This window comes from Pseudomonadales bacterium, from assembly GCA_024234165.1.
Lineage (GTDB): Bacteria > Pseudomonadota > Gammaproteobacteria > Pseudomonadales > UBA5518 > UBA5518.
Genome location: JACKOP010000001.1, coordinates 993,691 through 1,013,175 on the forward strand (window position 1 = coordinate 993,691; position 19,485 = coordinate 1,013,175).

18 protein-coding genes and 1 tRNA gene are annotated in these 19,485 nt (G+C 63.6%); 12 read left to right on the forward strand and 7 right to left on the reverse strand.

Annotated elements, in window-relative coordinates:
• Nucleotides 1-10: 10 nt before the first annotated feature.
• A complete protein-coding gene (locus H7A12_04265; protein ID MCP5320026.1) occupies nucleotides 11-2,338 on the reverse strand; it encodes an RNA-binding transcriptional accessory protein in 2,328 nt (775 codons plus the stop codon).
• A 98-nt stretch (nucleotides 2,339-2,436) separates the two neighbouring features.
• Nucleotides 2,437-3,927, reverse strand: coding sequence for a DUF1254 domain-containing protein (locus H7A12_04270; protein MCP5320027.1), 1,491 nt, complete (start codon nucleotides 3,925-3,927; stop codon nucleotides 2,437-2,439).
• 68 nt (nucleotides 3,928-3,995) lie between these two features.
• Here H7A12_04270 and H7A12_04275 point away from each other — a divergent pair, with 68 nt between their 5' ends.
• Nucleotides 3,996-4,250: a hypothetical protein gene (locus H7A12_04275; protein ID MCP5320028.1), complete on the forward strand. Its 255-nt coding sequence runs from the start codon at nucleotides 3,996-3,998 to the stop codon at nucleotides 4,248-4,250.
• A gap of 62 nt (nucleotides 4,251-4,312) precedes the next feature.
• Here the strand turns inward: H7A12_04275 and H7A12_04280 are convergent, their stop codons facing one another.
• Entirely contained in the window at nucleotides 4,313-4,594 is a 282-nt protein-coding gene (locus H7A12_04280) for an antibiotic biosynthesis monooxygenase (protein MCP5320029.1), read from the reverse strand.
• A 115-nt stretch (nucleotides 4,595-4,709) separates the two neighbouring features.
• A tRNA-Arg gene (locus H7A12_04285) sits at nucleotides 4,710-4,786 on the reverse strand.
• 253 nt (nucleotides 4,787-5,039) lie between these two features.
• Here H7A12_04285 and H7A12_04290 point away from each other — a divergent pair.
• Nucleotides 5,040-6,353, forward strand: coding sequence for a DEAD/DEAH box helicase (locus H7A12_04290; protein MCP5320030.1), 1,314 nt, complete (start codon nucleotides 5,040-5,042; stop codon nucleotides 6,351-6,353).
• A 28-nt stretch (nucleotides 6,354-6,381) separates the two neighbouring features.
• Here H7A12_04290 and H7A12_04295 read toward each other — a convergent pair whose 3' ends face one another.
• Both H7A12_04295 and H7A12_04300 read right to left on the reverse strand, forming a co-directional pair.
• On the reverse strand, nucleotides 6,382-7,635 hold the full coding sequence (locus tag H7A12_04295; protein ID MCP5320031.1) for an alginate export family protein: 1,254 nt from the start codon (nucleotides 7,633-7,635) through the stop codon (nucleotides 6,382-6,384).
• Between the two features lie 112 nt (nucleotides 7,636-7,747).
• The gene (locus H7A12_04300; GenBank protein ID MCP5320032.1) at nucleotides 7,748-9,475 is read right to left on the reverse strand and encodes a c-type cytochrome; all 1,728 of its coding nucleotides are present in this window, start codon (nucleotides 9,473-9,475) and stop codon (nucleotides 7,748-7,750) included.
• Nucleotides 9,476-9,802: 327 nt separating this feature from the next.
• Between H7A12_04300 and H7A12_04305 the strand changes: the two genes are divergently transcribed.
• From H7A12_04305 to H7A12_04335, 7 genes are all read left to right on the forward strand, one after another.
• Complete coding sequence (locus tag H7A12_04305) at nucleotides 9,803-9,961, forward strand: hypothetical protein (GenBank protein MCP5320033.1); 159 nt, start codon at nucleotides 9,803-9,805, stop codon at nucleotides 9,959-9,961.
• Between the two features lie 87 nt (nucleotides 9,962-10,048).
• A complete protein-coding gene (locus tag H7A12_04310) occupies nucleotides 10,049-10,585 on the forward strand; it encodes a cytochrome c oxidase subunit II (GenBank protein MCP5320034.1) in 537 nt (178 codons plus the stop codon).
• A 7-nt stretch (nucleotides 10,586-10,592) separates the two neighbouring features.
• Nucleotides 10,593-12,299 (forward strand): cbb3-type cytochrome c oxidase subunit I, encoded by a 1,707-nt coding sequence (locus H7A12_04315; GenBank protein ID MCP5320035.1) that lies wholly within the window; start codon nucleotides 10,593-10,595, stop codon nucleotides 12,297-12,299.
• 88 nt (nucleotides 12,300-12,387) lie between these two features.
• Nucleotides 12,388-13,245, forward strand: coding sequence for a protoheme IX farnesyltransferase (cyoE, locus tag H7A12_04320; GenBank protein MCP5320036.1), 858 nt, complete (start codon nucleotides 12,388-12,390; stop codon nucleotides 13,243-13,245).
• 6 nt (nucleotides 13,246-13,251) lie between these two features.
• Nucleotides 13,252-14,139 (forward strand): SCO family protein, encoded by an 888-nt coding sequence (locus tag H7A12_04325; protein ID MCP5320037.1) that lies wholly within the window; start codon nucleotides 13,252-13,254, stop codon nucleotides 14,137-14,139.
• A gap of 21 nt (nucleotides 14,140-14,160) precedes the next feature.
• On the forward strand, nucleotides 14,161-15,726 hold the full coding sequence (locus H7A12_04330) for a cytochrome b N-terminal domain-containing protein (GenBank protein ID MCP5320038.1): 1,566 nt from the start codon (nucleotides 14,161-14,163) through the stop codon (nucleotides 15,724-15,726).
• Nucleotide 15,727: 1 nt separating this feature from the next.
• Nucleotides 15,728-16,237, forward strand: a complete 510-nt coding sequence (locus H7A12_04335; GenBank protein ID MCP5320039.1) for a hypothetical protein — start codon at nucleotides 15,728-15,730, stop codon at nucleotides 16,235-16,237.
• 27 nt (nucleotides 16,238-16,264) lie between these two features.
• On the opposite strand, the gene H7A12_04340 is transcribed toward H7A12_04335, so the two are convergent.
• Nucleotides 16,265-16,447 (reverse strand): hypothetical protein, encoded by a 183-nt coding sequence (locus H7A12_04340; GenBank protein ID MCP5320040.1) that lies wholly within the window; start codon nucleotides 16,445-16,447, stop codon nucleotides 16,265-16,267.
• Nucleotides 16,448-16,510: 63 nt separating this feature from the next.
• On the opposite strand from H7A12_04340, the gene H7A12_04345 reads away from it, so the two are divergent.
• From H7A12_04345 to H7A12_04355, 3 genes are read left to right on the forward strand one after another with little or no spacing between them, the layout of a single operon-like run.
• Nucleotides 16,511-17,530: a COX15/CtaA family protein gene (locus H7A12_04345; GenBank protein MCP5320041.1), complete on the forward strand. Its 1,020-nt coding sequence runs from the start codon at nucleotides 16,511-16,513 to the stop codon at nucleotides 17,528-17,530.
• Entirely contained in the window at nucleotides 17,527-18,120 is a 594-nt protein-coding gene (locus H7A12_04350) for an SCO family protein (protein ID MCP5320042.1), read from the forward strand. The genes H7A12_04345 and H7A12_04350 overlap by 4 nt, the downstream gene beginning before the upstream one ends.
• A 19-nt stretch (nucleotides 18,121-18,139) precedes the next feature.
• Nucleotides 18,140-19,480, forward strand: coding sequence for a cbb3-type cytochrome c oxidase subunit I (locus H7A12_04355; protein ID MCP5320043.1), 1,341 nt, complete (start codon nucleotides 18,140-18,142; stop codon nucleotides 19,478-19,480).
• Nucleotides 19,481-19,485: the final 5 nt, after the last annotated feature.

Below are 19,485 nucleotides of genomic sequence, written 5' to 3' on the forward strand. Positions count from 1 at the left end.
GAAGTCGTCTTCAGCGGTTGCGCTTCTGCGCCGCCAACAGCAGCTCGCCAAGCGTCCCGGTACGCGGCGGCGGTTCGCTCTTGCCGCGTGAGCCAGCGTCGCGGCCGCGTTCCGGCCTCGAACCGGGCGTTGCGCTGCGTGCAGGGCGCGCCTCTTCAGCAGCCCCCGGCAGCTCGTCGTCGAGGCGCATGGTGAGTCCGATGCGCTTGCGCGCCGGATCCACCTCGAGCACCTTGACCTTCACGATATCACCGGCCTTGACCACCTCGCGCGGATCGCGCACGAAACGCCGGCTCAGCGCCGAAACGTGCACCAGCCCGTCCTGGTGCACACCGATATCGATGAATGCACCGAAGTTTGCCACGTTGGTCACCACGCCCTCGAGCACCATGCCAGGGCGCAGATCGGCCAGCGTCTCGATTCCATCGGCGAACGCGGCCGTGCGGAATGCCGGCCGTGGATCGCGACCCGGCTTCTCCAGCTCGCGCAGGATATCGCGCAGCGTCATCTCGCCGCTCTCCGCGCCGACGAAGCGCCGCAAGTCGATCGCACGCACGCGCTCGGCGTTACCGACCAGTTCGATCACCGAACATCCCTGCGTGCCCGCGATGCGTTCGACCACCGCATACGACTCCGGATGCACCGCCGAGGCGTCGAGCGGATTGTCGCCACCCGTGATGCGCAGAAAGCCGGCACACTGCTCGAAGGTGCGCGCCCCCAGACGCGACACGGCACGCAACGCTTCGCGGCTGCGAAACGGACCGTTGCGGTCCCGGTGATCGACGATCGCCTGTGCCAGCGACCCACCGAGCCCCGAGACACGCCCGAGCAGTGCAGCCGAGGCGCTGTTCAGCTCCACACCGACGCTGTTCACACAATCCTCGACCACCGCATCGAGCCCCTTTGCAAGCCGATGCTGGTTCACGTCGTGCTGGTACTGTCCCACCCCGATCGACTTCGGCTCGATCTTGACCAGCTCGGCAAGCGGGTCCTGCAGCCTCCGTGCGATCGAGACCGCACCACGAATGCTGACGTCGATATCCGGAAATTCGCGACTTGCCAGTTCGGACGCCGAATACACCGACGCACCGGCCTCACTCACCACCACGCGCGTGAGGCCAAGTTCGGGGTGCATGCGGCACAACTCGCCGACCAGCTTCTCGGTTTCGCGCGATGCAGTGCCGTTGCCGATCGCCACCAGCTCGCTGCCGTGGCGTGCGGCAATGCGCTGCAGCACGGCCAGCGATTCCGCCCAGCGGTTCTGCGGCGCATGCGGGTAGATCGTCGTGTGCTCGAGCAGTTTGCCGGTACCGTCGAGCGCGACCACCTTGACACCGGTGCGCAAGCCCGGATCGAGCCCGATGCAGGCACGATGGCCGGCAGGGGCCGCCAGCAGCAGATCGCGCAGATTGGCGGCGAACACACGGATGGCCTCGGCTTCGGCCGCCTCGCGCAGCTCCGCGAGCAGATCACCGACCACGTGCAGCGACAGGCGCACACGCCACGTCCAGCGCGCCACCTCGAGCAGCCAGGCATCGGCCTTGCGACCGCGATCAGCGATGCCGGTATGTGCAGCCACCAAGCCTTCGCAGGGATGCGACGCCGCCTCGTCGATGCCGGGCAGTTCCACCGCAAGCTGCAGGATGCCTTCATTGCGACCGCGGAACATCGCCAGCGCACGATGCGAAGGCACCTTCGCCAGTCGTTCGTCGTGCACGAAATAGTCACCGAATTTCGCGCCCTCGGCCTGTTTGCCTTCAACCACCCGCGAACGCAGTTCACCGTCGCTGCGCAACAGCTCGCGCACACGCCCGACCAGCGCCGCGTCTTCGGCAAAACGCTCCATCAGGATCTGGCGGGCTCCGTCGAGCACTGCCTTCACGTCGCCGAACCCGGCTTCCGCATTCACGAACGACTGTGCCTCGAGCCGTGGATCACGTTCGGGCTCGGCGAGCAGCAGATCGGCAAGCGGTTCGATGCCCGCCTCGCGGGCGATCTGCGCCTTGCTGCGCCGCTTCGGCTTGTACGGCAGGTACAGGTCCTCGAGGCGCGCCTTGGCGTCTGCCTCGCAAATGACTTTCTCGAGCTCCGGAGTCAGCTTGCCCTGCTCTGCGATGCTCTTCAGGATCGCCTCACGCCGCTCCTCGAGTTCACGCAGATAGCCGAGGCGCTGCTCGAGCGCGCGCAACTGCACATCGTCGAGCCCGCCAGTGGCCTCCTTGCGATAGCGCGCCACGAAGGGCACCGTGGCACCGCCGTCGAGCAAGGCCACGGCCGCTGCAACCTGTTCGATACGGACGCCGAGTTCGTCCGCGATTCGCTGTTCGATGCTGTTCATTGCCCGTCCCCGGTTCGAGAAGGGCACGGATTATGCGCAGCCGGTCGATACGCGGCGAGACTTGTGCACAACCGCCGATTCTGCTTGCGGCTTGCCGGCTATTCACCCACGCGCACGATCGCCGGCATCGCGTAGCTGCCGTCGATCAGTGGTGCCATCGGACCATAGAAACGCGCTGCAAGCTGGAATCCTCCGCTGGCTGCAATAGGCAGCCAGTTACGCGCCTGCTCGGGGTCGGCCGGACGCTCGGCCTGCAGGTAGAACACCAGCTTGCCGCTTTCCTGGTGGTAGGTGCCCGCCTGCTGCAGATAGCTGGTCAGACTGTAGCGATCGATCGGATTGTCGATGAAGTAGCCATGCTCGTCGTAGACCGGCAGTTCCCAGAACTCGGTGACCGGCGGCAGCGCCGCCAGATCGAAGCTCAATATGTAGCGGTGGCGGCCGTCCAGCGGACGTCCTTCGCTGTCACGAAACACGTAGGCAATGCTGTGCGACTGATAAGGCACCGGCGTTCCCCACGCAACGTCGTCGGCGCCTGCCTTGGCAACATAGTCAAGATCGTCGTGAAACAGGCTCGACTGCAGTTTCCAGCCGTTCATGTCGATCAGCGACTTCTCCATCGCGCTGCGTGCGCTGCGGCGTGCGACCGTGAAGCCCGCTTCGATCGCGGTCCTTTGCTCTTCGCTGAGACCCGCCGGATCGAAGATGAACCCCTTGCGCAAACCGAGTGGTTCGAGCTCGGCAAGCGTCGCCCGCTCGGTGACCGAATCGCTGCGCAGGGTAAGCGCCGGGTCGTTGAGCGCGAGGCTCAGCAGTTGCAGCAGGTCGACACCGCGCATCGACTTGCCGTAGTCGACGAGCTGGCGCATGCGCTCGAAATTCCGGTAGTCGCCCTTGACGATCGGCTGCTCCTCGAGCGGCGGCACGCGCCCGCCATTGCGCAGCCACAACGCGAGCGGCGCGACGCGCACGTTGTCGATCACCGCCCCGGCCGCCTGCATGTCCTGCTCGTCACGCGTGGTCACGGCCACGCGTGTGGCAAGCGAGAAGGAGTCCGACGAGGCGCGCACGATCTCGGTGGAGCGGAAACCTGCCGGCAACGTGCCGTGCCAGTGCGGCCCAACGATCAGATAGCGTTGCGCCGCATTGCCGGTGAACTGCGATCCCACCATGAAAAACCAGTTCGCGTACTGGTCCGCTGCCTGCACGCTCCAGTAGCGGCCGTCGTCGACGGCACCGGCTTCGACGACGATCGGATCCTGCGAGACGTCGAAGGCGCCACCCGAATAAAGCGTCGAGGCATTCACCGTGGTCGCGATGCGTACACTCGCATCAAACAACCGCTTGTTCGGTTTCACGCGATTCAGTCCGCTGAATGCCGGGTACTCCTCGAACTGCGTGTAGAGATAACGCAGCTCGTAGAAGCCCGCGATGTTCAGGCCCCAGTAGAAGGCCTGAGCGGTGAGTTCGGCGATGCGTTCGCTCGAAAGGTCCCGATCCAGCGGTGAAGCCGCAGGCGCCGCGCGCAACGGCGTCACGAACACACACAGCAGGCACAGTACGGCAGGCAGGGAGGCGTGCGGGCGCATCGGAAGTCTCCATCGTTCTGGTCGGGTACAGGATACACGCTGATGTGCGGAATCGGAGCAACGTGCTCATGTCTGCGAGTCGCTGCGTGATTCTCGACTATTGGACCGAGCCGGCAGCGATCCTGCAATGCGAGCAGAAAACGCAGACGCAGGCCGTCGCCGCCGTCATGGAACTGGAACGACTTGCTGCGCTGCAACACGACTGGGACTGGAAACGTGCCGCCATCACGACGCGCAAAAACGACGACGGATCTCCCGGGTTCGACAACCTCATCCACTGCGGACAATGGGAGGTCGTGGTTCCCTCGCTGATCTACGACTGAGCGTCTGCCCACCCATCGGTCCGATCGCTCAAACCGACATCGCACCAGGGCTCACGCGCGTATCAAAGCGCCCGCGTATGGTTCACATCCCAACGTTCGATGTCGCCGCCGAACTCGTTCAGGAAACGCAGTACGTGCGCCGTGCTGCCGTGGCGATCCAGTGCTTCGCGATCCTGCCAGTGCTCGAAGCACAGAAACAGCGAAGGATCTTCGCAGTCGCAGTAGAACTCGTAGCTGATGCAGCCCGGTTCAGCCAACGTCGGCGCCACCAGTGCCCGCATGGCCTCACCGATGGCACCCGCCCTTGCAGGGTTGACCTTGATGCGAACGAAAGCGGTATGCATGGCAACGGTCTCGTTGGTTGTCACACGCGAGAACCGGCACGCTGCGACACCGCAGCGGGGAGCCGGGAATCCAGCCACCTGAGACGTCAATTCCCGCAAGCAAAGAAGAAGAAAATGGCGCACCCGGAGAGATTCGAACTCCCGACCACCTGGTTCGTAGCCAGGTACTCTATCCAGCTGAGCTACGGGTGCGAAGGCCGCGTACTATATTGAGGCCATCCGGCTTCGTCAACCGTCGAACATGCGTCGAACATGCAGCTCGTTTCCGTAGCCCACTCCGGTGATTAATGCCGTGATCGCGGCCATGCACACCGCTCCGTGACTGTTACACTGCGGCACGCCGGCTCACAGTCTGCCGGCGCCCTCCGTAAGCAATGACATTCTCTTCGGCCCGAGACTGACGCCCGCCAGGGCAGTGCGCCGTCGACCCCAGCAAGGACCATCCATGAGTTTTTCCGCTCTGGGTCTCAGTGACCCGATCGTGCGTGCGGTTGCCGAACACGGCTACACCGAACCGACACCGATCCAGAAATCCGCGATTCCCGCCGTGCTCGACGGTCGGGACCTGCTCGCCGGCGCACAGACCGGCACCGGCAAGACCGCCGGCTTCGTGCTGCCACTGCTGCAGCGCCTGCACGCGCAGATCGCACAGTCCGGCGCCAATACACGCCGACGCCCCAGCGTACTGATCCTGACGCCGACGCGTGAACTCGCCGCACAGGTCGAGGAATCGGTGCGCATCTACGGCAAGCACACCTCAGTGCAGTCGACCGTGATCTTCGGTGGTGTCGGCATGCAACCGCAGGTCGAGCGACTGGCACGCTCGCTCGACATCCTGGTCGCGACACCGGGACGCCTGCTCGACCACGTTCAGCAGCGCACGCTCGACCTCTCGACCGTGAGCACGCTGGTACTCGACGAAGCCGATCGCATGCTCGACATGGGCTTCATCCATGACGTCAAGCGTGTGCTCGCGCTGCTGCCGAGAAAGCGTCAGAACCTGCTGTTTTCGGCCACCTTCTCCGACGACATACGGCGGCTTGCCGATTCGCTGCTGAACCAGCCACTCGAAATCGAGGTCGCACGCCGCAACGCTCTGGCAGAACTCGTGGACCAGCGGGTCTACGTGGTGCGCAAGGAAGCGAAGCGTCATCTGCTGGCACGGCTGATCAGGCATCACGACTGGCAACAGGTGCTGGTATTCACGCGCACCAAGCACGGTGCGAATCGGCTTGCAGAACAACTGAGCAAGGGCGGCATCAGCGCACTGGCGATCCACGGCAACAAGAGCCAGTCCGCACGCACGCGGGCGCTTGCCGAATTCAAGGATGGCAGCACACGGGTGCTGGTGGCCACCGACATCGCGGCGCGCGGCATCGACATCAAGGAGCTGCCGCATGTGGTGAATTTCGATCTGCCGAACGTGCCCGAGGACTACGTACACCGTATCGGTCGCACCGGTCGTGCCAGCATGTCCGGCGAAGCGATCTCGCTGGTCGCCGACGAGGATCTGCCACTGCTGGCAGGAATCGAGCGTCTGATCCGGCGCAAACTGCCGCGAGCGACGCTATCGACGGAGGATTCGGCGGAACTGGAAGCAACCGTACGCAGCGCCGGTCCCGATATCGACACACGGCCACCGCTGCCGCCGCGCAGACAGTCGCATCGCGGCACATCACACGGAAATGCGGCGCGTCGTACTGCTACTGCTGCGGGCTCGCGGGAACAAGGAAAGGCGCGCGCGGGCAGAAGCCGCTGAGGGCTTTGCCGCGCGCACCGCGAAGGACTCAGAAGTCCAGTTGCAGTTGCACCCAGATCTTGCGGGTGTCGACCGAAAAGCCGTCTTCCTTGTAGTCGGCGTATTTCAGCATGCCGGTCAGGTACTGGCCGAACTTGCGGGTCAGCGACACATCGAGTTCGTCGCCGTAGGATTTACCGCCGTCCTCGGCCTGGAAGTCGTGCCATACCACAGCGGCGGTGATGCCGGCGAACACGACCGAAGCCCCGGCGTAGCTGTCCTCGATACCGGCATTGGGCGTCGCGAGGAACATGTCGGCCCAGCCCTGGAACTTGTGCAAAGTCGCCAGCGGCGTGCGGAACGCACGCCCAGCCTGCGCCCTGTCGCCTTCGAGCACTTCCTGACCAAGCGTCAACGTGACTGCGCGCGGCAGTGCAAGCCCACCCTCCCACGTGTAGTAGTCAGCGCGGTAACCGACCGGATTGTCCGCATAGTCCTCCTGACGTGCGTACTCGAGCGTATACAGCAGGTTGACCGTCTGACCCAGCGCCTGCTTGCCGCTGAAACGCAGGCCATAGGTTTCGTTCGACTGCGCCTGCGCCAGCTTCTCTTCGATATCCATCAGGTACGCGTAGGCGCTGAGTGCGCCGATCTTCCAGCCGGTATAGCTGAGATTCAGCAGATGGATGTCGGAATCCCAGTCGCCGAGCCACGCTGCCGTGGTTCCGTCGCGAGGTCCGAATACACGGTTGACGTTGGCGATGTAGGCGTAGGTGATCGTCGTGTCCGGCAACGACTTGTTGATGAACGAACCGCCGTCGAAGGTCTGCTCGTTCTGGCGCCAGCCGACACCACCGACGAAGCGTTCGTTATCCAGCAGGATGCGCTGGCGCCCGAGCTTCAGCGTCGAGTTGCCGAAACCTGAATACGCGATCCAGGCCTGGTTGATCTCGGTTCCCTTGGGGTCACCGACGACCGAGTAATTGTTCTTCCTGTTATGGGTCGAGTTGTAGGCGTCGTCACCAATCGTGCTTATGTTCTCGACTTCGGCCTGGGCCTGCCAGCCCTCCCAGAGCTTCGTGGTGTACGTCAGACGTGATTTCAGTGTCGACGCGTGCGCGGTCCTGAGTGCGTTGTCCTGGTCCACATCTTCGTAGCGATAGCGGAAATGCAGTTTCACTTCACCGCCACGGATTGCATCGACCAGCGTGCCGCTGGCCTCCTGCGCAAAAACCGGTGCTGCAGCACCGCCAACCACGGCCGCACAGGCCATCGCAAGCAGGCTCTTGTGTGCTTGATTCATGGGGTTACCCCTGTATTGACATGAAACTCCCCGTCCGCATTGTTCGCGACACGGACGGGGGAGTGATGAAAGCGGGCCGTCCCTGGCCTCGTCGACAGGAATCCCGTGAGGATCAGTAGATATCCTTGCGGGTGTTGTACATGTTGAACTTGCCGGTCGGGGTGATCAGGCGCGGGTCCTTGATCACGGTCTTCAGCGTACGCGTCTTGTCGTCGACCACGACGATCGCCGACTTCTGCTCCTTGCCGTTCCAGACCGAGAACCACACCTCGTCGCCCGCCATGTTGTACTCGGGCTGCACGACGCGCTTCGGACCCTCACCAAGATCAGCCCATTCGGCGATCGGCAGGCTCACGAAGCCGGCGTCGAGGTTGGTGGTGTCGTACACGGCAATCGACTGACTGAGCTTCGCATCGGGGTTCAGCGTGGTGTCGACCCACAGGTTCTTCGACTTCGGGTGCGTCTTCACGAACAGCGAACCGCCACCGGGACCCTTCAGCTCGCGCACTACCTTCCACGCATGCTGGGCATGCTTGGCCGGGTCGGTACCGATCACGGAGACGTTTTCGTTGCCGAGTGCGCTGGTGACCCATACTGGCCCGAACTTCGGATCGACGAAGTTTGCACCGCGCCCCGGGTGCGGAATCTTCGTCACGGGGATCAATGCCGCGGTCTTGCGCTCCTTGGAATCGATGACCGCGATCTTGTCCGAATTGTTCGCCGCCGTCATGAAATAACGGTGTGTGGAGTCCCAGCCACCGTCATGCAGGAAGCGTGCAGCTTCCAGCGAGGTCACGCTGAGTGCATCGAGATTGCTGTAGTTGACCAGCAGCACATAGCCGGTCTCCTTCACGTTCACGATGAACTCCGGGTGCTCGTGCGAGGCAACGATTGCCGCCACGCGCGGCTCCGGGTGGTATTCCTGCGTGTCGACGGTCATGCCGCGGGTGGAGACGATCTTCTTCGGCTCCAGCGTCGCGCCGTCCATGATCACGTACTGGGGCGGCCAGTAGGCACCGGCAATTGCCAGCTTGTCCTCGTAGCCCTTGTACTTCGAGGTCTCGACCGAACGCGCCTCGAGGCCGATCTTGATCTCGGCGACCACCTGCGGCGGATCCATGAACAGGTCGATCATGTCGATCTTCGCGTCACGACCGATCGTGAACACGTAGCGGCCCGAGTTCGACGCGCGCGAGATGTGCACCGCGTAGCCGGTCGGGATGATGTTGATGATCTGCTTGGTGTCGCCATCGATCAGCGCGATCTCACCGCTGTCACGCAGCGTGACGGCGAAGATGTTCTCGATGTTGTACTTGTTCATCTTCTTGGTGGGACGCTTGTCCGCGGGCACCAGGACCTTCCAGCTGTCCTTCATTTCCTTCATGCCCCACTCGGGCGGGCTCGGCGGCTCGTGCTGCAGGAAACGCGCCATCGCGTCGATCTGCTCCGCACTCAACTGCCCCGAGGTACCCCAGTTCGGCATGCCTGCCGGAGTCCCCATGTTGATCAGCACCTTCAGGTATTCGGTGCCACGCTGCTGCGTGATGTCCGGCGTCAGCGGCTTGCCGGTTGCGCCCTTGCGCAGCACCCCGTGACAGCCGGCGCAGCGCTCGAAGTAGATCTTTGTCGACTCGGCAAACTGGGCCTCACTGAGGTCTGGAGCCCCGGGGCTCGTGACCATCTTCAAAGGCTGGTCCATGGTAGGTGCACCCATGTAGCGCAACGACGTACCCGTTGTGCCAGGGTGACCGGTCTGGTCGGCAGCAGCCGCTGCCCCGCTCATCGCGATCGCGGCGATACCGCACGCCACGCTGATCAATTTGCTCCTGAACGTCTTCATTGATAGCTCCTGCATTCGAGTTTCATTTCCAGTACTGCAAATACCACAAAAACCTCTTTATCCTTATTCAACCTCTGCGTCATAATATAACGAAAGCGGGCTGATGCGATGCTTGAGATGCATCAAAGTTCAGTCTCGTGGCGCGCGGGATTGCCCTGTGCAGTTTTCGCGAAAATCCGAGCAATTCGATCGGGAATGTGCTGATCCATATCAAGAATTGCCCGGGATCCATTGCCTAAGATACAGTTGCGACGCTTTGTCGCAGAGGCCGTGTCTCGTGCCTCACGACCGGATCTCATCATCATCGACACAAGGGGTAGCCAGACCATGAAAGACGACGAGCTCGACCCGAAGGACCAGCCCTTCATGCAGAAAATTCTCGACAACCCGTTCCTGCTGCTGTTCATCGGCCTTGCCGTGCCGACGCTGACCTACATCGTGTGGGGAGTGATGGAACTGGTGTCACTGCCGATCGCCAACCCCTGAGCATCGCATGACCGGTCGTTTCATATAGAAGAACGGGACGCGTGACCGAACATCACGCCACGGAATACTCACCTGGAGAAACAGCCAATGAGCAGCATTTCACCCCCCAGCAACAAGCTCTGGTGGAAGGAGCCGATCGAGAAGTCCGAACTGATCTGGATCGCAGTCGTCATCGTCTGGGGCATCATCCTCACGCTGGCGATGCCGTTCTGGCACGTGTACGGCAAACAGAACCTCTCGAGCGAGGCCTACCACACCACGCCAGAGGTTTACATGAAGAAGGTGCAGACCGGTGTCGACCAGCACACGGTGCGCACCGAGAACGGCAAGCCGGTCGTGAAGCCGCCGGTAGGCAGCGATGTGTACATGCTCGGCCGTCTGTGGGAGTGGTGGCCTGCGCTGGAACTGCAGGTGGGCCAGAGCTACCGGCTGCACCTCGCGTCGATGGACTGGCAGCACGGCTTCTCGCTGCAGCCGGCGAACCTGAACATACAGGTACTGCCGGGTTACGACATGGTGATGACCGTGACGCCGAACAAGGTGGGCGAGTATTCCATCGTCTGCAACGAATACTGCGGCATCGGGCATCACATGATGCTCGGCAAGATCCACGTGGTGGAGTGAGGGAGCAATGAACGCCAACACAGACTTTCGCATCTGCCCGGATTCGGGCTTCAAGATCCACCGCCCCGCCGAAGCCCTGATCAAGGCCAACGCGGTTCTCGCCGTGGTATTCCTGCTCGTCGGCGGGGTACTGGGCCTGCTGGTCGGCCTGACCCGCTGGCCCGAAGTGCACCTGTTGCCGGCCGACACCTTCTACAAGGTGCTCACCGGTCACGGCATCAACGTCCTGATCTACTGGATGATCTTCTTCGAGGTTGCAGTACTGCACTTCGCGTCTGCGATCCTGCTGGGCAGCCGTATCGCCACACCGAAGCTCGGCTGGGCATCGACCGGGCTGATGGTCGTCGGCGCCATACTGAACAACTACGCGGTCCTGGTGAAGGGCAACTCGAGCGTCATGATGACCTCGTACGTTCCGCTGCCAGCCGATACGCTGTTCTACGTCGGCCTGATCCTGTTCGCGGTCGGCGCGCTGATCCACTGCTTCATCTTCCTGGGCACGCTGGTGATCGCACGCTCCGAGCGCACCTACCAGGGTTCGCTGCCGCTGGTGAGCTTCGGGGCGCTGACGGCGTGCATCATCGCGATCTTCACGATCGCCTCGGGCGCGGTGATCCTGATCCCGACCCTGCTGTGGAACCTCGGCCTGATCTCGCACGTCGATCCGGGCGTCTACCGCCTCATCTGGTGGGCCTTCGGTCACTCCTCGCAGCAGATCAACGTCGCCACCCACGTGTCGATCTGGTATCTGACGGCAGCCGTGCTGTTCGGTGCCAAGCCGTTGTCGGAGAAGGTCAGCCGCTTCGCGTTCTTCCTCTATATCACTGTGCTGCAGGTCGCCAGTGCCCACCACCTGCTGGTGGACCCGGGCCTCAGCGCCGAGTGGAAGATCTTCAACACCAGCTACGCGATGTACCTGGCGGTAATGGCCAGTATGGTGCATGGCATGACGGTACCCGGCTCGATCGAGGCGGCCCAGCGTGCACACGGACTGAACTCCGGCTTCTTCGAGTGGCTGCGCAAGGCACCCTGGGGCAACCCGGTGTTCTCGGCGATGTTCATGTCGCTGGTCGGTTTCGGCGTGCTCGGCGGCATCACCGGTGTCGTGATGGGTACCGAACAGATCAACCTCGTGATCCACAACACCATGTACGTGCCTGGTCACTTCCACGGCACCGTGGTCGTTGGCAGCACGCTGGCGTTCATGGGTATCACCTACTGGCTGGTGCCGATCCTGTTCCGTCGTGACCTGATCCTGAAGGGCGTCGCACGCTGGCAGCCTTACGTCTACATGGCAGGCATGACCGGTGTGGCGCTGTTCCTGATGGGTGCCGGCACGCTGGGCGTACCACGCCGCCACTGGGACATCCTGTTCTCGAGCGCCGGTGCCGGCAACGGCTACGAGTTCTCGGCTGCAGCGCTGACCCTGATGAGCCTGAACGGTCTGTCTGCGGTCCTCGCCGCCCTGGGTGGTGCGATGTACATCATCGTGGTCGTCGGTTCGATCCTGTTCGGCCGCAAGCTCGGCGAGAACGAGAAACTGGGCCGCCAGATGGTCTGTGCTCCCCCGCCGGCAGAGAAGTACCATACGATCGGCATCGGTACCATAACGATCCCGGGCACAATGGTGCTGGTTACGGTGTTCTTTGTGGCATTCGCGCTGTACTATTTCATCAACTGGAAGTTCCTGGCCGAGACTTGGGGACTGAGCTGATACGTCGTTCCCGTCCGGGGTGCCAGCGCGGCCCCCGGACGGATTTTCCTTTGTTTGTCCAATGACTCCGTACAGCGAGCCGTCCGGCATGACCCATCGCGAGATCATCGACCTTTTCAAACTGCGCATCGGTGTTCTGATGGCGCTGACCGCCGTTGCGGGTTATGTGATCACTCCCGGCATTCGCCTGTCGTCTCCCGAATTGCTGCTCCTCGCACTGGTCGTGCTGGGAGCCTCGGCCGCCGCGGGCGCCTTCAATCAGTTCGCCGAGCATGACCTCGACGCGAAGATGAAGCGCACCGCGAAGCGTGCATTCGTTACCGGCGCCGCGACCCCCGACCGCCGCTGGCTCGGGTTGATCGCCGCCCTGCTGCTCGTCTCGGTCACGCTGGCTGGCTGGGCGTTCAACGTTGCCGTGGCCTTCCACGTATTCATGGGAGCGTTCTTCTACGGCGTGATCTACACCCTGTGGCTGAAACGCCGCACGCCGCTGAACATCGTGATCGGCGGCGCCGCCGGCAGTTTCGCCGTGCTCGCCGGTGCTGCTGCCGCAGATCCCGGGCTCAGCCCCGATTCGGCACTGCTCGCGATGGTGCTGTTCCTGTGGACCCCACCGCACTTCTGGGCGCTGGCCATCGCGCTGCACAAGGACTACGCCAACGCCGGCGTGCCGATGCTGCCCGTGGTCAAGGGCGATGCTGCCGCCGCACGCGTGATCCTGCTCAACACCGTGTTGCTGTGTGCCGTATCGCTGCTGCCGTTCCTGTTCAGCATGGGCTGGATCTATCTGTGCGGTGCGCTCGCGGGTGGCGCCTACTTCATCTACCGCAGCGCGCAGCTCGTGGCATCTCCTACACGCGAAGCCGCACTGAAGTGCTTCGTCGCCTCACTGTTCCAGCTCTCAGCGGTGCTGCTCGCCGCGATGGTGGACGTATTCGCCAGGTAACGGGATTTGAAATCTGTAGTATCGGTACTGTTTTCGGCATTCCTGACCCTCGGATGCTGGCACGCGAACGCCCAGGTACACGGCAACGGACCCACCCCGCCAGCAGCCCATGACAGCGGCCACGGCGCATCGCACGCAGCACCGGAGCCTGGAGTGGCGCCCTTCGATCGCGACCAGGCGCTGGCAACCAGCCAGGCTGCGATCGGACGCACGGTCGGTGATCACACCTTCCGCGATATCGACGGCAACCAGCGGCGGCTTGCGGACTATCGCGGCAAGCCGCTGGTGATCAGCCTGATCTACACGAGCTGCTATCACATCTGCCCGACCACCACGCGCCATCTCGCCGATGTGATCGAGCGCGCCCAGTCGGTTCTCGGCGAAGACAGTTTTGCCGTCGTAACGGTCGGTTTCGACGCCGCTCACGACACCCCCGCGGCGATGCAGCGGTTTGCCAGGGCGCAGAAGGCAGCGGCGGTGCACTGGGATTTCCTGTCCACCGATGCAGGCACGATCGACACATTCGCTCGCGAACTCGGATTCCAGTTCCGCCCGGCTGGCGGCGGCTTCGACCACCTGCTGCAGACCACGGTGCTGGACGCCGACGGCGTGATACGCCGCCAGGTCTACGGCATGGAATTCGACACCCCGCTGTTGATCGAACCGATCAAGCGGCTGCTGTTCGGCGAAAAGATCACCGACGGCTTTTTCGAACGGATGACGAACAAGTTCCGGCTGTTCTGCACCGTGTACGATCCGGCATCCGACACGTACCGCTTCAACTACGCGTTTCTCGCGGGTATCGGACTGGGCGTCGTGATGGGGATTTTCTTTGTGTTCCTGTTCATCCGGGAGTGGCGCTACAGCACACGCGCCCGGTCGGACACGAACTGAGGCGATGGGAGCAGCAAGTACGTGATCCGCAAGCTACAGGCAGGGCTCGACGGGGTGTTCAAGCGCATCGAAGCCGCGTTCAACGACGCCTTCGGCAGCCAGTCGAACCCGTGGTATCAACTCGGGGCGCTGTCGTTCTACCTGTTCTGGATCATCTGCATCAGCGGCCTTTATCTGTACGTATTCTTCAATACCAGCATCACCGGGGCCTACGACTCGGTACAGCGGCTGACTGTCGAGCAATGGTACCTGGGCGGCGTGATGCGCAGCCTCCATCGTTACGCATCGGACGCAATGGTCGTCACGGTGACGCTGCACCTCGTGCGCGAATTCGCGAAGGGGCGCTTCCGCGGCGCCCAGGCCTTCTCATGGATCAGCGGGGTACCGCTGCTGTGGTTGCTGTTCATGTCCGGAATCGGCGGCTACTGGCTGGTGTGGGACCAGTTCGCGCAGTACGTCGCACAGATCTCCACCGAATGGATGGAACGCCTGCCGGTGATCAGCGATTCGCTGGCACGCACCTTCCTGTCCAACGCCACACTGAGCGACCGGCTGTTCTCGCTGCTGGTGTTCATGCACATCGCGATCCCGCTGTTCCTGCTGGTCGCCATGTTCATCCACGTGAACCGCCTGAAGCTGGCACGCACACAGCCGAATCGCGGTCTGGCGACCGGCGTGGTCGTGATGATGATCGTACTGTCGCTGCTGAAGCCTGCCGTCAGCATGGCACCGGCCGACATGTCGATCGCACCGGCCAGCGTGCCGCTCGACTGGTTCTACATGAACTTCTACCCACTGCTCGACCGCACCGACCCGCTGTACGTGTGGGTGCTGCTGGCCGGCATCACCGGTGTGCTGGTCGCCCTGCCGTGGCTCTCGCCGTCGAAACAGACCGCTGCTGCGGCTGCTGCGGTCAATCCCGACAACTGCAACGGATGCACGTGGTGTTTCCAGGATTGCCCGTACGAGGCGATCACGATGGTGGAACACTCGTACCGGAAAGGCATGCGCCAGGCGCAGGTCGACCCCGACCGCTGCACCGCGTGCGGCATCTGTACCGGCTCCTGCCCGTCGGCCACTCCCTTTCGCAACGTCGAGGAACTGGTTTCGGGCATCGAGATTCCGGGCTATCCGGTAGACCGCATGCTCGAAGACGCGCTGGCGAAGGTGGCGACGCTCAGCGGCAGCGCCCGCGTGATGGTCTTCGGCTGCGACCACGCACTGCCGATCGAGCGCATCGAGCGTGAAGGCGTGGTCGCGCTGAGCCTGCCGTGCGTAGGCATGCTGCCGCCATCGTTCGTGGACTATGTGGCGCGCCAGGACAACGTCGACGGCGTGATGGTCAGCGGCTGCTGCACCGGCGACTGCTTCTACCGCAAGGGAAACACGTGGACCGAGGAACGCTTCGCCAGCCAGCGCATGCCGCATCTGCGCACGTCGGCCGGACACGACAAGGTCAAGGTGTCCTGGGCCGGCATCTTCGAAGGCGAGCGGCTCGAAACCGAGATCACTGCATTCCGCGCTGGCCTGCAACACAGCAAGGCGGCCCCGGCGGATGCGTCGGCAACCGAAACGGAGACCGTCTGACATGAAGTCCCCGCAAGCCATGCGCCGGATCGGACAGGCTGCCGCCTACGGTGCGTTCGCGCTGTTCATCGGCTATTTCTCCAACTCTCCTGCCTACCAGCACCTGCCTCCCGATCAGGCCGTGCTGAAGCTGAGTCTGCGTCATTCCGGCCAGGTGCTCGGTGAATGCAAGCAATTGTCACCCGAAGAACTCGCCCAACTGCCACCAACGCGGCGTGCCCCGGTGAGTTGCCCGCGTGAACGCTCACCGCTCGAGCTCGAGCTCGTGGTGAACGGGAAGATGCGATTCAGCGAACGCATCGAGCCGCGCGGCTTGCACCACGACGGCATGGCTTCGACCTACCATCGGATCAACGTGCCGGCCGGTCCCGTCTCGCTGACCGTGCGCATGAAGGATCACCTGGATCAGAAGGAATTTCCGTACGTCGCCGAGCGCCAGGTCGATCTGCGCCCCGGGCAGGTGCTGTTGATCGACTTCGATTCGCAGGGAAAGCGTTTCTCGTTTCTCTGAGGTGCGATCCGGCTCGGGCCCGTGGCTTCACTGCGGGCCGATATTCTGCAGCAACGTGAAGCTCGCCAGCGCAAGCACCAGGATGATGACGAAATAGACGATGTTGCGGTACGGCAACGGCGCACCATGCATGCGCTCCAGCGTCCTGAGCGCCCAATCGGCGGCGAAGTACAAGGCAACTCCGACGATGGTAAACAGTACGATTTCCAATTCAGACTCCTCCGCGCACAGTTTGCTCGCTCGATCGCAACGCGCGCTCAAGGGTAATCGATGATGCCTGCGGCAGGAAGGCACCCGCGCGGGCTGCGCGCACACGTTCTGGTGATCCTGCTGGGCGCGCTGGCGATCGCGCTCCTCAGCGCCGGCATCCGCCACGTGGAGTCACGCCTGGGTTGTGATCGCAACGGCTGCTACGCAGACATTGCACAGGCACAGGCACAGGCACAGGCACAGGCACAGGGCAACGGTACTGTGGCACTCGACACCGCCCAGGCATCCACGCCGAGGACGTGGGCAAAACGCGCCCATCGGGCGCTTGCCAGCACGCTGGTGGTGCTGGTGCTGGCGCTGGTCTACCGTACGCACGCCAGTGGCCGGGAATGGCCAGCGGTACGGGTCATCCCGCTGCTGATGCTCGCTCTGCTGCTCGCGCTGGCGATCATCGGACCGATGAGCCATCTGAAGACGCGTCCGATCATCGCGACCCTCAACCTGGCCGGTGGCACCACGCTGGTTGCGCTGTCCTGGCAGCTGCTGCTCGTGGTCGGCGCCGCCAGCCGCTGCAGTGTCGCTGCAAGCCTGCGCCGCGTGCTGCGCTTCGCGCTGCTGCTGCTCGTGCTGCAGATCGTTTCGGGCGCCTGGGTCAGTGCGAATTTCGCCGGCCTTGCGTGCAGCGGAATCCCTGGCTGCAACGCGCTGCCACAGGCTGCGGATGCAAGGTCATGGGCTGCGCTGGCACCACTCAGGGAACTGCAACCCGATGCGCTCGGCAGGGTGCGGATCGATGCGGCTGCCTACGTGATCCACGCGCTGCACCGGATCGGGGCACTGCTTGCCGCACTGGCACTCGCCATCGTCTGTCTGCGCGCAGCGCGCACGCGTGTTCCCGCAAGGCTCTGGACGCCGATCGCGCTGCTGCTGGCGCTGCAGTGCGTCCTCGGCTTCGCCACGATCACGAGCGCGCTCGCCATACCGGTGACGCTGGCACACGGTTTCGTCGCGACGCTGCTGCTGCTGGCAGCGATGCGCCTCGATCACGCCGCACGGCCGCCAGCCTCGGAATCTGCCCGATGAATCGTGCAACCGTCTTCCTCGCGGCCGTCATGACGTTGATCGGGACGTTCTACGCGACTCGCTACTTCGACGAACTGGTCACGCGCGCAGACACCCTGCCGGTCATCGAGACGCTGGGAGGCGATTTCGCGCTGCCTGCAACCAGCGGCGGCACGGTTTCGCTACAGCAGTTCCGTGGTCGTGTCGTGCTGCTGAATTTCGGCTTCACCAGTTGCCCGGACGTCTGTCCCACCGTGCTCGCACGGATGCGTCGCCTGCTGCTCGGCCTCGGAGAGGCTGCCAGCGATGTGCAGCCACTGTTCGTGACCATCGATCCGGCGCGCGATACGCTCGACGTGCTGAAGCCGTATCTCGGGCATTTCCATCCTGCATTCATCGGCCTCAGCGGCAGCGAGCAACAGATTCGCGCTGCTGCCGACCTGTTCAAGGTCTACTACGCGCGCGATGACGTCGCCGGCGCCGGCTATGGCTTCACGCACAGCGACCGGATCTACCTGATCGATCGCCAGGGGCGCGTGCGCGCGACTTTCGCCAATTCCACCACCGACGACGAGATGCTCGCCACCGTACGCCTGCTGCTCGCTGAATGAAAACGGAGACGGTTTCTGCATGAACGAATCCAGCCGCTCGCCAGCTCCCGTTCCAGCCGTTGCAGCCTGGATCTGGCTTGGCGTCTACGCACTGATCGCAGCCGGTGTGCTCGCCGTACTGCTCGGACTGTCACGCACCCCGGTGCTGCACGGTTTCATTCCCGGTACCCAATGGTTCCGCGTCGCACTGGTCGCGCACGTCGATCTGTCGGTGCTGGTGTGGTTCGTGGCGGGGGGCGGAACGCTGTGGACGCTCTATCTGGGCCAGAGACACCGTCTTGCGACGATCGTCGCGCTGCTGCTCGCAGTTGCCGGCGCCGTGCTGATCAGCACTGCACCATTCGTGGGTGCCGAGCAGGCACTGATGGCGAATTACGTTCCGGTGCTGCAGCACCCCTGGTTCTACGCCGGGCTGCTCGGAATCGGCGCAGCACTCGCGGTGCAGGCATCGAGCTATCTGCTGGCGTTCGTTCGCGGCCCGCGCAACGACGATGCCACGATCCGCTTCGCGCTCGCACTTGCCGCCGCGAGCGCGCTGCTCGCGCTGCTCGGCGTCGCCGTGAGCTGGCTGCGCATGCCCGCGGACGCCCGCGACGTGCGTTACTTCGAGCTGCTGTTCTGGGGCGGCGGACACGTGCTGCAGTTCATGCACACGATCCTGATGCTGGTCGTCGCGTGGCTGCTGTTGCGCGCGACCGGAAGCGGGCTGCGCGGCAGCGAGACGATGCAGCGCAGCCTGTTTGCGCTGACTGCACTGCCGCTGCTCGGTGTGCCCTTGCTGCTCGCGCTGGCTCCGGCCTCGCCTGCCTATGTGATCGGTTACAGCGAACTGATGCGCTGGGGCGGCATCGGCTGCATCCCGCTGCTGTTGCTGGTGGTGGCGAGCATGCCACGCACGTCGACTGCAGACATCACGACCCGGACGCTGCGCTCGGTGCTGTGGTGGTCGCTGCTGCTGTTCGCCGCCGGCGGGATTCTCGGCTTTCTGATCCGCGGCTCGAACACGGTGATACCGGCGCATTACCACGGCTCCATCGTCGGCGTCACGCTCGCGTACATGGGCGTGTTCTACCTGCTGCTGCCGCGCCTGGGCTACCCGCTGGCGCTGCCGCGCACGGCGCGCTGGCAGCCACTGGTCTACGGCGTCGGGCAGGTGATGCACATCGCCGGCCTGGCCTGGACCGGCGGTCACGGTGCGCAGCGCAAGACGGTGGGCACCGCCGAGGGGCTGAGCCGTGCCCAGGAAATCATCGGCATGGGGCTGATGGGCACGGGCAGCCTGGTCGCGGTGATCGGCGGCACGATGTTCCTCGTGGTTGTCCTGGTGAGCGTGCACCGGGCACGGCGTGCGCGCGGCTGAAGCGG